Origin of the sequence: Acinetobacter apis, assembly GCF_900197575.1 — a bacterium.
Lineage (GTDB): Bacteria > Pseudomonadota > Gammaproteobacteria > Pseudomonadales > Moraxellaceae > Acinetobacter > Acinetobacter apis.
Genome location: NZ_FZLN01000001.1, coordinates 961,331 through 977,250, shown reverse-complemented (window position 1 = coordinate 977,250; position 15,920 = coordinate 961,331). Strand labels below are relative to the sequence as shown.

Genomic DNA, 15,920 nt, shown 5'->3' with positions numbered 1-15,920 from the left:
TAAAAAATCAATGAAACATTGTTTGAAAAGTATGCAACCTATGGTTTTAAATCAATAAATAAACCAAGTTACATACTTTTTTGTTTACAAGATTAATATAATTTAATTTTTGGACCGACACGGCGTGTGACAAAGTCCTTGGTCATCATGAGTCCTGCTTGTGCATAGCCATGAATATGGGTTTGATGAATTCGATATAACGATGCATACATTGAACGAGCAAAAACACCATGTACTTTGACTTGCCCTAAAATTTCACCAATCGCTCTATGCTGACTCAATGAAACCAATGAGCCTTTGTCGGTAAAACTAAACATTGGCAGTTGCCCGCCACGAATACGAATTGGCAATGCTTCAGTTAAAAAGCTAGCTTGTTGGCTTGCTACTTGCGCACGTGGCCCTAAAGGTGGCTCATGAGCATCAGGTTGGCAATGCGCACAATCACCAATGGCAAAAATATTTGGGTCATTTAGGGTTTGCAAGGTTGAATATACTTTTAAACGACCGATTTTATCTTTTTCAAATTGAGTTAATTTTTCTAGCACAGGCGGTGCTTTAACGCCTGCTGCCCAAACCACCATATTGGTCGGAATAATTTTACCGTCTGCAAACTCAATAGAGTCTTGAGTCACTTCAGCAACTTTGTGGTTGAGTAAAACCTCAATCCCCATGTTTTCTAAAGTTTTTTTCGTTTCTGTAGAAATAGATTCAGACAGGGCAGGCAAGATACGCTGTGTAGCTTCAATCAAAGTGATTTTTACGAGTTTTGGATCGATTTTATCTAAACCATATTGACTAAAGTTTTCTTTGGCATCGACAAGTTCTGCGGCCAATTCAACACCTGTAGCACCACCACCAATCACTGCAATGTTCAATGGTTTGATATCAGTACGGTGCTGCGCATTTAAGTACAAGTGAAATAAATCTTGTTGAAACGATTCAGCTTGTTCACGATTATCTAAGAAGTAACATTGCTCACGCACCCCTTTGGTACCAAAGTCATTACAACGAGAACCGATTGCCAACACCAAGGTATCATAAGTCACTTCAGAATAGCCTTCTTCATAATGCTTTTCTGAAAGCTGTGGCGTGCTGATGTGAATGGTTTTTTTGTCTTGGTCTAGTGACTCAAATTGACCAAGTATAAATTGATAATGATGCTTTTTAGCATGTGCAAAGTAATTGGTTTCTTCTGAATGTGGATTCAGTGTGCCTGCTGCAATTTCATGTAACAACGGCTTCCAGATATGAGATAACGAGCGATCGACTAAAGTAATGAGCGCTTTTTGGTGTTTACCAAGCGAGTTTCCAAGCTGAGTGGCCAATTCTAGGCCGCCAGCGCCGCCACCTACAATAACGATACGATGTAGCGAATTACTCATAATCTGGGCTCCCTTCTTTTGAGTTTATATGAAAATCTTATTCGCATTAATATGCCACTTTTTATTATACAAATGTACACTAGTGTTCATCATTTTACAGGGTAAATTGTGGTTTTTGTTTGCTTTTCGTGAGAAAAAAACGGCAAATTGTATTTAAACCATTCAATCAAGCGTTCAAACCAACTGGCTTGTTCTAATTGAACATGCATTGACAGTGGGATATCTTTAATTAATTGATTATTTTGGAACACTTGAATGGATGCAAGGTTTAAGTTTTGCTTTAATGGCGCAATTAATTCTTTTTGAGTCAACTGAACATTTAAGCGTAAACGGGTGTGTTCTAAAGGTTGAACAAATTGATCATTCTCTTTAATTAATTGAGTACTACGGTCAAAATATTTTAAATTGATTGGGCGGTCTGAACCATATAATGAGGCTGTAATGGTGTGTGGTTTAGGATTGTAGAGAGTATAGCTTTTAACTTTGCCTGAAATGACTGGGAACAGGGCAATTGGCTGCTTTGGATTTAAAATAATTTCATCTTGGGTGTAACGGTATGCAAGGTTTAAAAGCTGATCTGCAATTTGTAAGCGCTTTTGTGCACTCTTGGTACCCAATACCACCACAATCAAACGGCGCTGATTCAGCTTTTGATCGATGTTTTCACGTTGTGCAGTTAATGCTAAGTTATAGCCTGCGGCTTGTGTGTATCCAGTTTTTAGCCCATCAACAGTTGGGTCTTGTTTTAGTAGCCCATTGGTTGCATGGTGGATTCGACCATTCCAGGTATAGCTCAATTGTTTAGAATAATATAAATAATTTGGATATTGTTTAATTAAGTGATCTGCCAATATCGCAAGGTCTGCAGCAGAAGAATAATGCGCATCCATGGTAATTCCAGCAGGGTTCATGAAATGGCTATTTTTCATACCTAAACTTTTGGCTTCAGCATTCATTTGATCTACAAAATGAGGAATATCACCTGCAATACGCTCAGCTAATGTTACAGCCGCATCATTGGCAGACATGACAATTAAGCCTGTAAGCAATTGGTCAACAGTAATTTGTTGTCCAACGCGTAAATGCATTTGTGATTCATCACCTTGTACTACATGCACAATATTGGTGGCTGTAATCACATCGGTGGTTTTTAAACGTCCAGCTTGAATTTCTTTTAAGGTGATATAAGCGACCATCATTTTAGTGAGTGAAGCAGGTGCGCGTTGCACATGGCTTTGATGTTCTGCAATCACTTGTTCAGATTGCGGATCATAAATAATCCATGCTGCCGCATCTACCGATTCAGGTACAATGTTTAATACAGATGCATGTGAAAAAGTGGCACAAAGTAGAGCAATGAATACAGTAAGTTGGTGCATCAAGTGTTTCAAAAGAACAGACCTTAAACGACAGGGAAAAGAAAAGTACCATGTGATTTTTTAAATTAAATTAAAAAATTAGAGAAACAAATGGCAGCGTTGAGTTGATGCGCATATTAGATGAAAAAAGTGCTAAGCTAAAGCTTGGCTTATCAAGATTAGGATGAGATTTCTGACTTATGTTGCATTATCAAATAGAGTTTGACGATTACAAACAGCACCTTATTCATGTCACTCTGCGCTTTTTAGCTCATCCCAACCAAGTGCTTTGGTTACCAACGTGGATTCCTGGCAGTTATTTAATTCGAGAATTTGCCAAACATATTGAATCTGTCAAAGCATCTGATGAAGCAGGTCGTGCTTTAAATATTGCCAAATTTGAAAAAAATAAATGGCGTTTATTTAACACAGATCATGAGTTAATTACCGTTGAATACGATGTATATGCTTATGATTTATCGGTACGCGGTGCATATGTCGACCAAAACTTATTTTATGTGAATCCTGCATGTGCCTGTTTGGGATTAGAAGGACAAGAAGATGTCGCTTGCGAAGTTGATCTCTTTTTACCAGAAGCCGTGCAACATTTTACCTTGGCAACAGGTCTTGCAGCCAAAAGCCATGTGCCTGGGCGTTTTACTTTAAAAGCCAATAACTATATGCAGTTGATTGACAGCCCATTTGAGTTGGCAGTACAAGACCGTATTTCTTTTCAGGCAGGCAATATTCCGCATGAATTTACGGTGTCAGGGCAACACCAAACCAATCTTGAGCGACTAAAAACTGACTTAGAAAAAATCTGTCAAGCTGAAATTGATTTGTTTGGTTCAGCACCATTTTCAGATTATGTGTTCATGACCATTGCTACAGGCAATCATTATGGGGGGCTTGAACATCCAAATTCGACCAGTTTAATTACGCCTCGTGATGACTTGCCAAAATATAATGAACCTGATGAGCCATCAGCTGCATATCAGCGTTTCTTGGGCTTATGTAGTCATGAATATTTCCATTCATGGTTAGTCAAATATATTCGTCCTGAAAACTTTACCAATTATAATTTGCATAGCGAAGGTTACACTACGCTGTTGTGGATTTTTGAAGGCTTTACATCATATTATGATGATTTAATTTTATTACGCAGTGGCGTCATTTCACAGCAAAGTTATTTGAAATTGTTAAAAGCGCAAATTGATCGTTATATTCAGAATCCAGGTCGATATGTTCAAACCGTAACCGAGTCAAGCTTTGATACATGGATTAAGTTTTACCGCCCTGATGAAAATAGTAATAACGCAGGTACGAGTTATTACAATAAAGGGGCCTTGGTTGCGCTGTGCTTAGACTTAACATTAAGACAGCATGGTTCAAGCTTAGATGCAGTAATGCGCCGCTTATATGAAAATGCACAACAAGGACAACACGTGCATGATCAAACCATTTATGAGTTATGTCAGGAACTGACAGGACAGGATTTAACAACCACCATTGACTCTTTTATTTATTCGACCAATAAACTGCCGTTTATTAAGTTATTGACAGAGTTTGGGGTTGAGGTTGAGCTTGATCCACATCAATCATTGGCGTTTGGTGCAAAAATCACAGAAAAACCTGAAGGTTTATTGGTTCAGCAAGTCAGACGTGCCAGCAGTGCTGCAGAAGCAGGGTTATCAGCACACGATGTGATTGTCGCCATCAACTCAGTTAAAGCATCAGATAAATTATTTACTCAAGCCGCAAAAGGAAAAGATGCGCTGACATTGCATGTATTTCGCCGTGATGAATTACTTGAACTGCGAATACAGCCTGATGAGGTGACATTAATGGCAGTCAAACTCAGTATTGCTCATGCAGAAAAAATAAATACTTGGTTAAAGGTCTAATTTATACTGCATAAAAAAGGTCTATATCAGACCTTTTTTATGCAAGCTGTTCTAGCGAGTACGGCGTCCACGTCCTATTTTTTTATTCGGGCGTGTGGTGCCATTGGTGATGCGTTTTGGTCTAACTGCATCTGTTTTAAACACTTCAATTAAGACTTCATCACGTTTTTTATCTTGTCGGCGTGTTTTGCTGTCTTTATGGCGTGGCTTTTTGGCTTTGCCTTTTTCTTTTTGATATGCAGGTTTTGGCTCTTCTTTTTGCGTCAGAATCTTTTTAAATTCAGGGTAGAGCAACGGCTCAATATCACGGGTTTCGCCAACTTTTAAACCTAATTCAACTAAGTCAATACAACCAACTTGTGTACGAATTAAACGTAATGTTGGAAAGCCAACAGCAGAAGTCATACGTCTGACTTGGCGATTACGTCCTTCCATAATTTTGATTTCAAGCCAAGTGGTCGGAATGTTGGCACGAAAACGAATAGGCGGATTTCTTTCCCACAACCATTCAGGTTCATCAACAATACGTACCAATGCAGGTAATGTTGGACCATCGTTTAACACTACACCTTTGGTGAGCTGCTGAATTGCATCTTCGGTGACTGCACCATCCACTTGGGCTAAATAAGTTTTATATTGCTTATGCTTAGGGCTAGTAATATGTTGGTTTAACCCACCATGATCCGTCAGTACAAGTAAGCCTTCAGAATCACGGTCTAAGCGGCCTGCCACGCGCAAGTCAGGGTGGTCAATAAATTGCGCGAGCGTGGTATGTTCTCCCTCTTCTCGAAATTGAGAGAGCACATCAAATGGTTTGTTAAGAATCGTAATTTTCATGACAGTATCTACTTTAACTCGTAAACTCAGATGAGACATATTGATTTTTTAAATGTAGATTATTTCTGAGTAAAATAACACAACGTGAATATTTACTTTAGAATAGGCGTGCATTTAAAAATGAAAAATTGTCATTTAAGACAATAATGTAATTTGCCAAAAACAAAAGGGAGTCTGGCACATGGGCTATGAAAAGATTGTTGTACCAACCAGTGGTGACAAAATTACCGTAAATGCAGACCTTTCATGGAATGTCCCAAATCATCCGATTATTCCTTTTATTGAAGGCGACGGTATTGGTGTTGATATTACACCAGCGATGAAAGATGTTGTAAATGCTGCGGTAGAGAAAGCCTATGGTGGTGAACGCTCTATTGAATGGATGGAAGTATACTGTGGTGAAAAAGCAAATGCTACCTATGGTACATATATGCCTGCAGAAACTTTTGATGCAATCCGTGAATATGTGGTTGCAATTAAAGGTCCATTAACGACACCAGTGGGTGGCGGTATCCGTTCATTAAACGTGGCATTAAGACAAGAATTAGATTTGTATGTTTGTTCACGTCCTGTACGTTGGTTTGAAGGTGTTCCATCACCTGTGAAACATCCTGAACAAACAGACATGACCATTTTCCGTGAAAACTCTGAAGATATTTATGCAGGGATTGAATGGAAAGCAGATTCAGACGAAGCTAAAAAAGTCATCAAATTCTTACAAGAAGAAATGGGTGTGAAAAAAATCCGTTTCCCTGAAGGGTGTGGTATTGGTGTGAAGCCTGTATCGAAAGAAGGTACAGAGCGTCTAGTTCGTAAAGCAATTCAGTTTGCAATTGATAATGATAAGCCATCGGTGACTTTAGTGCACAAAGGCAACATCATGAAGTACACCGAAGGTGCTTTCAAAGAGTGGGGCTATGCCTTGGCTCAAAATGAGTTTGGTGGAGAACTGATTGATGGTGGCCCATGGGTTACAATTAAAAACCCTAAAACAGGTGGTGACATCATCATTAAAGATGTCATTGCAGATGCATTCTTACAGCAAATTTTAATGCGTCCTGCAGAATACTCTGTTATTGCAACATTAAACCTAAACGGTGACTATGTTTCTGATGCACTAGCTGCACAAGTGGGCGGTATTGGTATTGCACCAGGGGCAAACATTGGTGATGCGGTTTCTGTGTATGAAGCAACGCATGGTACAGCACCAAAATATGCAGGCCAAGATAAAGTGAATCCAGGCTCTGTGATTTTATCTGCTGAAATGATGCTACGTGATTTAGGTTGGACGGAAGCGGCTGATCTGATTATCGCAGGTGTATCTGGTGCAATTTCTGCTAAAACCGTAACATATGACTTTGAGCGTCTGATGGATGGTGCAACGTTATTAAGTACATCAGGTTTTGGTCAAGCGATTATTAAACACATGAAATAATAAATGATTGATAAAAAAACCTCACTTTTGTGGGGTTTTTTTATGTGCAATTTAAAAAATGATTTAAACAAATATGCTATTTTGTTGAGATAAACCATGTGGTTGATATTTGAGTGATTGGTCAATAGATGAGTTGATTGCCTCCAAAACAAACAATGAGTATAGAAATTATATTTATAATAATAGCCAAACCATAATTTAAACAAAGCGTACACGCTTGGAGTTTGACCATGAATTTTGCCTTGATCCTCAACCTGTTAGTATTTGTTGCACTGATTGTGCTGTTAGCATATACCCAAAAAACCACATGGACCTTATCCAAAAAAGTATTACTTGGTTTGGTACTTGGTGTGGTGTTTGGATTGGCCTTACAATGGATTTATGGCAGTGGTCATCCTGTATTGGCAGAGTCTGTCAGTTGGGTCAACATTGTTGGTAATGGTTATGTCAAACTTTTACAAATGATTGTAATGCCACTGGTTTTTATTTCTATTCTGAGTGCCATTGCCAAACTGCATACAGCAGCCTCATCATTAGGCAAAATTAGTGTGCTGAGTATTGGCACATTACTTATTACGACCTTTATTGCTGCTTTGGTTGCAGTATTTGTGACCCGGCTATTTGGTTTGACAGCAGATGGTTTAGTACAAGGTGCTGCAGAAACTGCTCGTTTAAATTTAATTCAGACGGATTACACCACTAAACTCAGTGACTTAACGGTACCACAGCTGATCTTGTCGCTTATTCCAACCAATCCATTTGCAGATTTAACCGGTGCTAAACCGACTTCAATCATTAGTGTGGTGATCTTTTCTTCATTTTTAGGTATTGCTGCTTTACGTTTGGCTAAAGATGACAGTAAAAAAGGGCAGGCTGTATTATTTGCGATTGAAACTGCACAATCTTGGGTGATGAAACTTGTACGTTTAGTGATGTTATTAACGCCATATGGTGTTTTTGCTTTAATGATTAAAGTGGTAGCCAATTCAAATATTACAGACATTTTAAAATTGGGCGGATTTTTAGTGGCATCTTATGTTGGGATTGCCATCATGTTTGCTATTCATGCTGGGATTTTGACGGTGTCAGGAGTGAATCCTGTAAAATTCTTTAAAAAAGTGTGGCCTGTTTTAACTTTTGCATTTACCAGCCGTTCAAGTGCGGCAAGTATTCCTCTAAATATTGAAGCACAAACTCGCCGTTTAGGTGTACCTGATTCAATTGCTACTTTTTCTGCATCTTTTGGTACCACCATTGGTCAAAATGGCTGTGCAGGTTTATATCCTGCCATGCTTGCGGTGATGGTTGCACCAACCATGGGAGTCAATCCTTTAGATCCGATGTGGATTCTAACTCTTGCATGTATAGTGACCATCAGTTCAATTGGGGTTGCAGGTGTTGGTGGCGGTGCAACATTTGCAGCACTTATTGTTTTACCTGCACTTGGTTTTCCAATTACTTTGGCAGCACTTCTTATTTCGATTGAACCTTTAATTGACATGGGACGTACTGCGCTTAATGTTAATGGCTCAATGATGGCAGGTACGGTGACTAGTCAACTGATGGGGCAAACTGATCAAAAGGTGTTAAACCAAACAGATGATGATGAGCTTGTGAATACGTAACACTGAGCGTGCTAAAGCATCTAGTTATATTAGGTTATTCATCACTGCTGAAGTAGACATAAATAAAGCCTTGTGAAACATGCCATCTTTGGTTATGTTTAAAATATAGCTAACCATAAAAAAGGATGATAAAAATGAAGATGTATCAGGTAGATGCATTCACCAAAGAATTGTTTAAAGGCAATTCGGCAGCAGTGATTATATTGGATGAATGGTTAGATGATGCGCTGATGCAAAAGATTGCACTCGAAAATAATTTATCAGAAACTGCATTTATTAAACCCAATAGTGATCATATTTTTGATATTTGTTGGTATACCCCTGAAAGTGAAATTGATTTCTGCGGTCATGCGACATTGGCGAGCGCATTTATTTTGTTTGAGCATTACCCAGCACTTAAAGAATTTACCTTCAGAACACGTGCGGTCGGTGATTTTTATATCACTCAGCATGCAGATGGTCGAATTGTGATGGATTTTCCAATTCGTGCCCCTGAACCATTATTAGATTATCCTCAAGCATTGCAGGATGCACTTGATTTGCCATTTAAAGCGGTTTATATCAACCCACAGGCATATATAGTGGAATATGAGCATGCAGATCAGATTCGCTCATTAAAGCCTAATTTTGAGAAACTCAAGCAAATTAGTATTGATGCCGAACAGTTATATGGCAAGTCACGAGATATTGTGGTAACTGCGCCAAGTAAAGGTCAGTATGATTGTATAAGCCGCTATTTTGCGCCAATTTTAGGGGTGAATGAAGATCCTGTAACAGGTTCAATTCATACTGCTGTCGTCCCTTTTTGGGCTGAGCGATTAAACTTAAACGAGCTTGTGGCATATCAAGCATCAAATCGTGGTGGCACCTTATATTGTAAAATATTGGGACCAGATCGTATTGAAGTGTCAGGCTATGCCAAACTGTATATGACAGCCGATATTTATATTTAATCCTGCCTAGTGGAGAACAACATGAGCACCATTTTACCCATTGCTCAAGATGGTGAGCCAATTTTAAGAATTCAAGCGGCTTTGGTTGCAGAAGATGAATTTAATTCAGCGTGGTTACATGGCTTAGCGGATGCCATGCAAGCCACCATGTTGTTCAAGCAGGGTATAGGTATTGCTGCACCGCAAATCTATGTTTCAAAACGGGTGATTATTGTGGCATCACGGCCCAATCAACGTTATCCCGATGCACCACTAATGCAAGAAACTGTGATGGTAAATCCTGTTATTTTGAATGCATCAGATGCCGAATGTGATGGCGAAGAAGGTTGTTTAAGTATTGCTGATACGCGCGGTGTGGTTCGTCGCGCTGTTGAGGTAACGGTTGAATATTTTACTTTGACAGGAATATACCAAAAACAAACATTTTCAGGATTTCCTGCACGCGTCATTCAACACGAAATTGATCATTTAAATGGAATTTTATTTACAGATTATGAAATTAGTAAAAAATAATATCAATTTAATAAAAATGTAATATTAATCATGCAGATTGATTTACCCAAATAGATGTGGGAAATTTATTCAAAAAATCGTTTATCTTTTAGATTATTCACACCGTTCTGTCATGAGGGTGTCATTTATTGCTTTGTGCTTTAAAAATAAGCAAAAAGAGCGGTTTTTTTGCGCGTAAAAACTAAGATGTCATGAGATTGTAATATTTGACCTAAACAATACGGCTATCTTTAAAGTCACATTGTTAATGACTGCATGAATTCTAATACGCCGCTTGAAAATAAAACATCGTCAGCTACCAGTTCACCTACGAATGTTCATTTGCCAACACCGAAATTTTTTATGCCGGTGTTTCTAACCATCATTATTGCGACATTGATTTATATTGGCTTTCAAATGAATGCTGATTTAGCCAATGTGCCGCCACTGAGCTTGTATTCAGTCATTCTCTTAGCGACTGCGTTGTTTATTGCACTTGGCTTTGAGTTTGTGAACGGTTTTCATGACACAGCCAATGCAGTTGCAACGGTCATTTATACCAATGCTTTACCTGCACCTGTTGCAGTCATGTGGGCAGGGTTTTGTAACTTTTTGGGTGTATTGCTTGCCAGTGGTGCAGTTGCATATGGAATCATTGCTTTATTGCCTGTCGAAATGATTATGAATGTAGGCAGTGGTGCCGGATTCGCCATGGTTTTTGCTTTGCTGATTGCTGCAATTTTGTGGAATCTTGGCACATGGTTCTTTGGTATACCTGCTTCAAGTTCGCATACATTGATCGGATCAATTTTGGGTGTGGGTATTATGAACCACATCATCAATTCTGCTGCACAGGTCAATAGCAGTGGCATTGATATGGATCAGGTGATGAAAGTTGGGAAAGCATTATTAATCTCACCATTGGTGGGCTTTGGTTTTGCAGCGATTGTATTTTTATTGGTCAAAGTGTTGCTGAAAAAGCATATCGCATTATTTCAACCACCTGAAGGCAATAAGCCACCACCACCTATTATCCGTGCTTTGTTGATCTTTACTTGTACAGGGGTCAGTTTTGCGCATGGTTCGAACGATGGGCAAAAGGGCATGGGCTTAATCATGTTGATTTTGGTTGGTTTAGTGCCATTAGCATATTCTTTAAATAAAAATTTAGACCAAAATCAAATCCAGCAATTTAAAACACTCTCAGCAGAAGCTGCTGTGATTATTGCGCCGCAAAATCCATCACAAGCGCCATCATATAGCTCAGAAAAAGCACGTGAAATTTTAACGACTTATATTCAAACCAAAGAAGTTCAGCCACAAGTGATTCCTGCTTTGGCGAGTATGACTTATTATTTGGGTCAAGAGCTTGGACCTTATGCGTCATTAAAAGATGTGCCTGAAGCTGTGGTCAGTAATTTACGAAATGAAATGTATTTAACAGTTGCGACATTTAAAGGTTTAAATAAACAAAAAGCATTGCCAACATGGAATGAATCTGAGCAAAAAACCATTAAATCGTATCAAAAAAGTTTAGACAGCTTTTTACAATATATTCCAACATGGGTCAAAGTGGCGGTGGCATTGGCACTTGGTCTAGGAACCATGGTTGGTTGGAAGCGTATTGTTGTGACAGTTGGTGAGCGAATTGGTAAAAACCATATGACCTATGGTCAAGGGATGTCTGCAGAGTTGGTGGCAATGACAACAATTGCTGCAGCAGATAGTTTGGGAATGCCTGTATCGACTACACACGTATTAAATAGTGCAGTTGCAGGGACGATGGTTGCAAACCGTTCAGGGCTACAGTGGTCAACCATACGCAGTATTTTGTCTGCATGGGTGCTTACATTGCCTGTTACGATTTTCCTGTCAGGAAGTTTATATTGGATTTTCTTGCAATTTGTAGGCTAAGCCAATAAATAAAAAAGCCTTGTATAACAAGGCTTTTTTATTTTAAGTTATTTGAAGAATGGAATATTGGTCAGCTCATTTAAAAAGTGAGGCAATATTTTAGGCTGAATGACAATGGTGACCACAATTCCATATACTGCACCCCATAAGTGTGCGCTGTGATTGATATTGCTTGAACTATTTTTATTCGACCAAATTGTATAGCCAACATAAAGCACTGCAAAAATAATTGCAGGCACAGGAATAAAGAAAACGAAAATTAAGCTCCATGGCTTAAAAAGAATATAAGCAAATAACACGGCAGAGACCGCACCTGATGCACCTAAACTTGCCCATTGGTAATCATCTTTATGTTTTAGATAGCTAGGTAAAATAGCAACGATTAATCCACCGACATAAAATAATACAAAGCCCATATTAAAAAAATACTGTCGATAAAAGCTTTCAATAACACTGCCAAAGAAAAACAAAGTAATCATATTAAATAATAAGTGCGTACCATCAGCGTGGACAAAACCATGCGTGATGAAGCGATCATACTGACCTTTTTTCATGGCAGGTGGCCAAAAAATAAGTCGGTTCATTACATGTTGCTTAGAAAAGGCAACTAAAGAGACAATAACTGTGATGATGATTAGGGTAAGACTATGATTAAATGGCAAATTGAACATAGGGGATAGGTCATTATTATCTTGATACCTTATCATGACATAAAATGAATCAAGATGGAAAAATGGAAATTTGTTTGCGATCTATTGAATTTTTTCTTTTACCCCATATTTTAAGTTAAAATCAAATCTTCAGGTTGAGGAAAAATCATATGTCTACAGAGAACGTCAACACGGCTCAAGCCGCACATGAAGAGATTCCTAATTTACTCATTACCCCATCGGCACAAGAGTATTTAAGTGATTTATTGTCAAAACAAAATACACCGGGGATTGGTGTGCGCATTTTTGTTGAACATGCAGGTACACCTCGAGCTGAATGTTGTATGGCCTATAGCGCACCTGAAGAGGTGAGTGCAAGTGATTACAAACAAGATTATCCTGATTTTCCAGCATATATTGATGCACCTTCGATTTCTTATTTAAGAGATGCAGTGATTGATTACAACAAAGACCGTTTTGGCGGTCAGCTGACCTTTAGAGCGCCTAATTCTAAAGTACCGCGTGTTGGTGCAGATGCATCGATTGAAGAACGTATCACATATATTTTACAGTCAGAAATTAATCCAGGTCTTGCAAGTCATGGCGGTAACTGTTCATTATTGGCAGTGGAAGAGCATGAAGAGCTCGGTTTAACTGCAATATTGAAGTTCGGCGGTGGATGCCAAGGATGTTCAGCAATTGATGTGACCTTAAAACAAGGTGTAGAAACCACATTAAGAGAACATATCCCTGAACTTAAGCGTGTGGTCGATGAAACTGACCACAGTCAAGCAGAAGGTGCATATTACAAATAATGCCTCATCAAGAAAGTCAGCCTATGTGCTGACTTTTTTATGTTATCTGCTTTAATAAGTTTAGCGTGTGATCCGAATAATAAAATTCACGAAGCTGTGTTGTCAGCTTGTTTTGAATATATTCATCTTGAACCATCTGCTGAAAAAACGGCTGAATGACAGCAAGTATGCTGTGTTCAAGTGCTTGTTCAGACACATGCATCGTGTGTAAAAGGTGGCTTAATGGTTGGTCTTGATATTTGGTATACCAAAGTACTATATGGTCAGAAAGTTGCTCTTTAAAATAAGCAGTTTGGCTTAAATGTTGTGGAAATTGTTCTGCCAAATGCACGGTATGTGTCAAGTCATTTACTTCAATATATTGGCTTAATATATGCAGTGGCAGTGCTTTAATTTGCTCCCATAAGGTACATTGCAAATTATAAAAGGCATCGTCATCGAGTTGTTGATTCAGCATTTTTTCACTTAGATCGCCAAGTTTTGCTACATTTTTTTCTAAATAATGCGTAAGCGTTTTGGTGAAATTCAAATCTGTCATGTTTTCAAAAACTGATTTTCCCATTTTCATAAAGCGACTGACACTTGGGCGTTGAGCTGACATGCTTTGTTCAAAATAATCATTTAAAACATGTTGAATCAAGTCAGTAAATACACGTGCAAAAGCAGGGTGATGCACAACATCTTGAATGAGCTTTTGGCGGTGTGTACTTTTGCTTGCAATATAATGTGCAAGATCATGAATGTGCTTAGTCTGAATAACATCTTGTAGAGATGTACTCTGATTTAAAGGGTGCAATAGCATGAGATGTATATGTTGCGCAATATCAGATTGCAGTGCTTGGCTCATACTTCGACCAATAAAAAGATGAGTAACTGCCGCAGAGATTTGCTCAATTGAAAAGAGATTTGCTAATTTTTGCTGAAATAACCATCTAGATATGTGGCTTGCTTCCTCTTTTAACAATTCTGTGTTTGAAAATTGTTGCGTAATAAAATCAATGTGAGATTGAATAAGTTGTTCTATAACAGAGTGTTGCTGCATTGATGGCATGTTAATATTTTATTTTGTTAACGATTTTGCTCAAAGTATATGCTATAGGGTGAATTACTAGGTAGTCATAGACCATATAATTAAGATAAAATTTGTATTATGATTTGATCAATTACAGTACTATTACAGCTAGTATTGAAATCATTTGAATTTTTATCATATTGCTATTTATATTTTTATGTCAGAAGGATAAGTTATGTTGACCTCTCAAGAAGCGTTAGATCGTTTAAAGCAAGGTAACCAACGTTTTGTTAATGGTGAATCTTCAATTCCTACGCTTATCTCAAAAGAGCACCGTGCAAATCTTGCAGCAGACCAAAATCCATTTGCTATTGTGCTTGGTTGTTCAGACTCACGTGTGCCAGCAGAAATTGTATTTGACCAAGGTTTAGGTGATTTATTCGTAATCCGTGTTGCAGGAAATATTGTTTCACCATCTCAAGTGGGAAGCGTTGAATTTGCTGCGGAACGTTATGATTGTGCAGTATTAGTTGTTCTTGGTCATAGTAACTGTGGCGCGGTAAAAGCAACAATTGATACATTGCGTAATCCAGAAACACCACCATCAGATAACTTAATGTCAATCGTGAATCGTGTTCGTCCATCTGTTGAAATTTTGATGTTGACTGAACTGAAAAATGATTTACCAAAATTATGTGAACATGCAATTCGTTCAAACGTTTTTGCATCAGTTAACCAATTACGTCACGGTTCTGCAGTATTAGAAGACTTAATTGCGAAAGGTAAGTTAAAAGTTGTAGGTGCAGAATACTCACTTGAAACAGGTGAAGTAACATTCCTCGACTTCTAATTTTAGTTATATAAAATTTGTCTTAATAAAAAGTGCGCTTATAGCGCACTTTTTATGTATGGGAATGCATTTTTCAGTAATAACGGTTGTGCTTTTTCATTTGGATGTACGCGATCAGCTTGCATCAATTGTGCATTTCCTGCCACTTGATCTAAGAAAAAAGGCAATAAAGGAACATTGAATTTACGGCTGATTTGACTGTAACTTTGTTCAAATGCATTGGCATATGCCGAGCCATAATTAGGCGGAATTTTCATGCCAAATAAAATGACTTTGCTTTTGTTTTTTTGACTCAATTCAACCATTTTTCCTAGGTTGGTGCGAATGCTAAGAGGCGGTTGCCCACGCAGTGCATCATTACCGCCCAGTTCAATGACTGTGATGTCAGGTTGATATTCTTGTAATAATTTTGGCAGGCGTGCTAAGCCACCTGAAGTGGTTTCTCCGCTAACACTGACATTAATGACTTGGTGTTTTTTGGGGAAGTCTGTATCAAGCTGTTTTTGAAGTAAGGCAACCCAACCTTTGGCAGGATTAATGCCATAACCTGCGCTTAAACTGTCACCCACAATCATAATTTTTTCTGCAAACAACGGATTAGAAAAGAGTACACTGAAAGTTACTAAACCACTTAACCCAAATCGTTTAAGATAATGTGTTGCTCTTTGCATTTAGGTTTCCTTCTATATTGTC

13 protein-coding genes and 1 pseudogene are annotated in these 15,920 nt (G+C 38.3%); 8 read left to right on the top strand and 6 right to left on the bottom strand.

What is annotated here, in order from left to right; genetic code table 11:
• Positions 1-92: 92 nt before the first annotated feature.
• The gene (locus CFY84_RS04505) at positions 93-1,382 is read right to left on the bottom strand and encodes an NAD(P)/FAD-dependent oxidoreductase (RefSeq protein ID WP_088822987.1); all 1,290 of its coding nucleotides are present in this window, start codon (positions 1,380-1,382) and stop codon (positions 93-95) included.
• 89 nt (positions 1,383-1,471) lie between these two features.
• Positions 1,472-2,773, bottom strand: coding sequence for a D-alanyl-D-alanine carboxypeptidase family protein (locus CFY84_RS04500; RefSeq protein WP_407640185.1), 1,302 nt, complete (start codon positions 2,771-2,773; stop codon positions 1,472-1,474).
• A gap of 167 nt (positions 2,774-2,940) precedes the next feature.
• On the opposite strand from CFY84_RS04500, the gene CFY84_RS04495 reads away from it, so the two are divergent.
• Entirely contained in the window at positions 2,941-4,644 is a 1,704-nt protein-coding gene (locus CFY84_RS04495) for a M61 family metallopeptidase (RefSeq protein WP_088822986.1), read from the top strand.
• Between the two features lie 272 nt (positions 4,645-4,916).
• On the opposite strand, the pseudogene CFY84_RS04490 reads toward CFY84_RS04495, so the two are convergent.
• A pseudogene (locus tag CFY84_RS04490) lies at positions 4,917-5,481 on the bottom strand (pseudouridine synthase); the annotation flags it as partial.
• A gap of 181 nt (positions 5,482-5,662) precedes the next feature.
• Here CFY84_RS04490 and icd point away from each other — a divergent pair.
• The 5 genes from icd to CFY84_RS04465 all read left to right on the top strand — a co-directional run bounded on the left by icd (position 5,663) and on the right by CFY84_RS04465 (position 11,900).
• Positions 5,663-6,916 carry an NADP-dependent isocitrate dehydrogenase gene (gene icd, locus CFY84_RS04485; RefSeq protein WP_088822984.1) on the top strand — a complete coding sequence of 418 codons (1,254 nt, stop codon included), beginning with the start codon at positions 5,663-5,665 and terminating at the stop codon, positions 6,914-6,916.
• A gap of 230 nt (positions 6,917-7,146) precedes the next feature.
• On the top strand, positions 7,147-8,541 hold the full coding sequence (locus CFY84_RS04480) for an L-cystine transporter (RefSeq protein ID WP_088822983.1): 1,395 nt from the start codon (positions 7,147-7,149) through the stop codon (positions 8,539-8,541).
• Between the two features lie 134 nt (positions 8,542-8,675).
• Positions 8,676-9,494, top strand: a complete 819-nt coding sequence (locus CFY84_RS04475) for a PhzF family phenazine biosynthesis protein (protein WP_088822982.1) — start codon at positions 8,676-8,678, stop codon at positions 9,492-9,494.
• A 21-nt stretch (positions 9,495-9,515) separates the two neighbouring features.
• Positions 9,516-10,007, top strand: a complete 492-nt coding sequence (gene def, locus CFY84_RS04470) for a peptide deformylase (RefSeq protein ID WP_088822981.1) — start codon at positions 9,516-9,518, stop codon at positions 10,005-10,007.
• A gap of 255 nt (positions 10,008-10,262) precedes the next feature.
• On the top strand, positions 10,263-11,900 hold the full coding sequence (locus tag CFY84_RS04465; RefSeq protein WP_088822980.1) for an inorganic phosphate transporter: 1,638 nt from the start codon (positions 10,263-10,265) through the stop codon (positions 11,898-11,900).
• A 47-nt stretch (positions 11,901-11,947) separates the two neighbouring features.
• Here the strand turns inward: CFY84_RS04465 and CFY84_RS04460 are convergent, their stop codons facing one another.
• Entirely contained in the window at positions 11,948-12,571 is a 624-nt protein-coding gene (locus CFY84_RS04460) for a rhomboid family intramembrane serine protease (protein ID WP_088822979.1), read from the bottom strand.
• A 149-nt stretch (positions 12,572-12,720) separates the two neighbouring features.
• On the opposite strand from CFY84_RS04460, the gene nfuA reads away from it, so the two are divergent.
• On the top strand, positions 12,721-13,365 hold the full coding sequence (nfuA, locus tag CFY84_RS04455; RefSeq protein ID WP_088822978.1) for a Fe-S biogenesis protein NfuA: 645 nt from the start codon (positions 12,721-12,723) through the stop codon (positions 13,363-13,365).
• 37 nt (positions 13,366-13,402) lie between these two features.
• On the opposite strand, the gene CFY84_RS04450 is transcribed toward nfuA, so the two are convergent.
• Positions 13,403-14,407 (bottom strand): hypothetical protein, encoded by a 1,005-nt coding sequence (locus tag CFY84_RS04450; RefSeq protein ID WP_143218757.1) that lies wholly within the window; start codon positions 14,405-14,407, stop codon positions 13,403-13,405.
• Positions 14,408-14,612: 205 nt separating this feature from the next.
• On the opposite strand from CFY84_RS04450, the gene CFY84_RS04445 reads away from it, so the two are divergent.
• On the top strand, positions 14,613-15,227 hold the full coding sequence (locus CFY84_RS04445; RefSeq protein ID WP_088822976.1) for a carbonic anhydrase: 615 nt from the start codon (positions 14,613-14,615) through the stop codon (positions 15,225-15,227).
• Positions 15,228-15,265: 38 nt separating this feature from the next.
• On the opposite strand, the gene CFY84_RS04440 is transcribed toward CFY84_RS04445, so the two are convergent.
• Entirely contained in the window at positions 15,266-15,898 is a 633-nt protein-coding gene (locus tag CFY84_RS04440; protein ID WP_088822975.1) for an arylesterase, read from the bottom strand.
• Positions 15,899-15,920 lie beyond the last annotated feature (22 nt).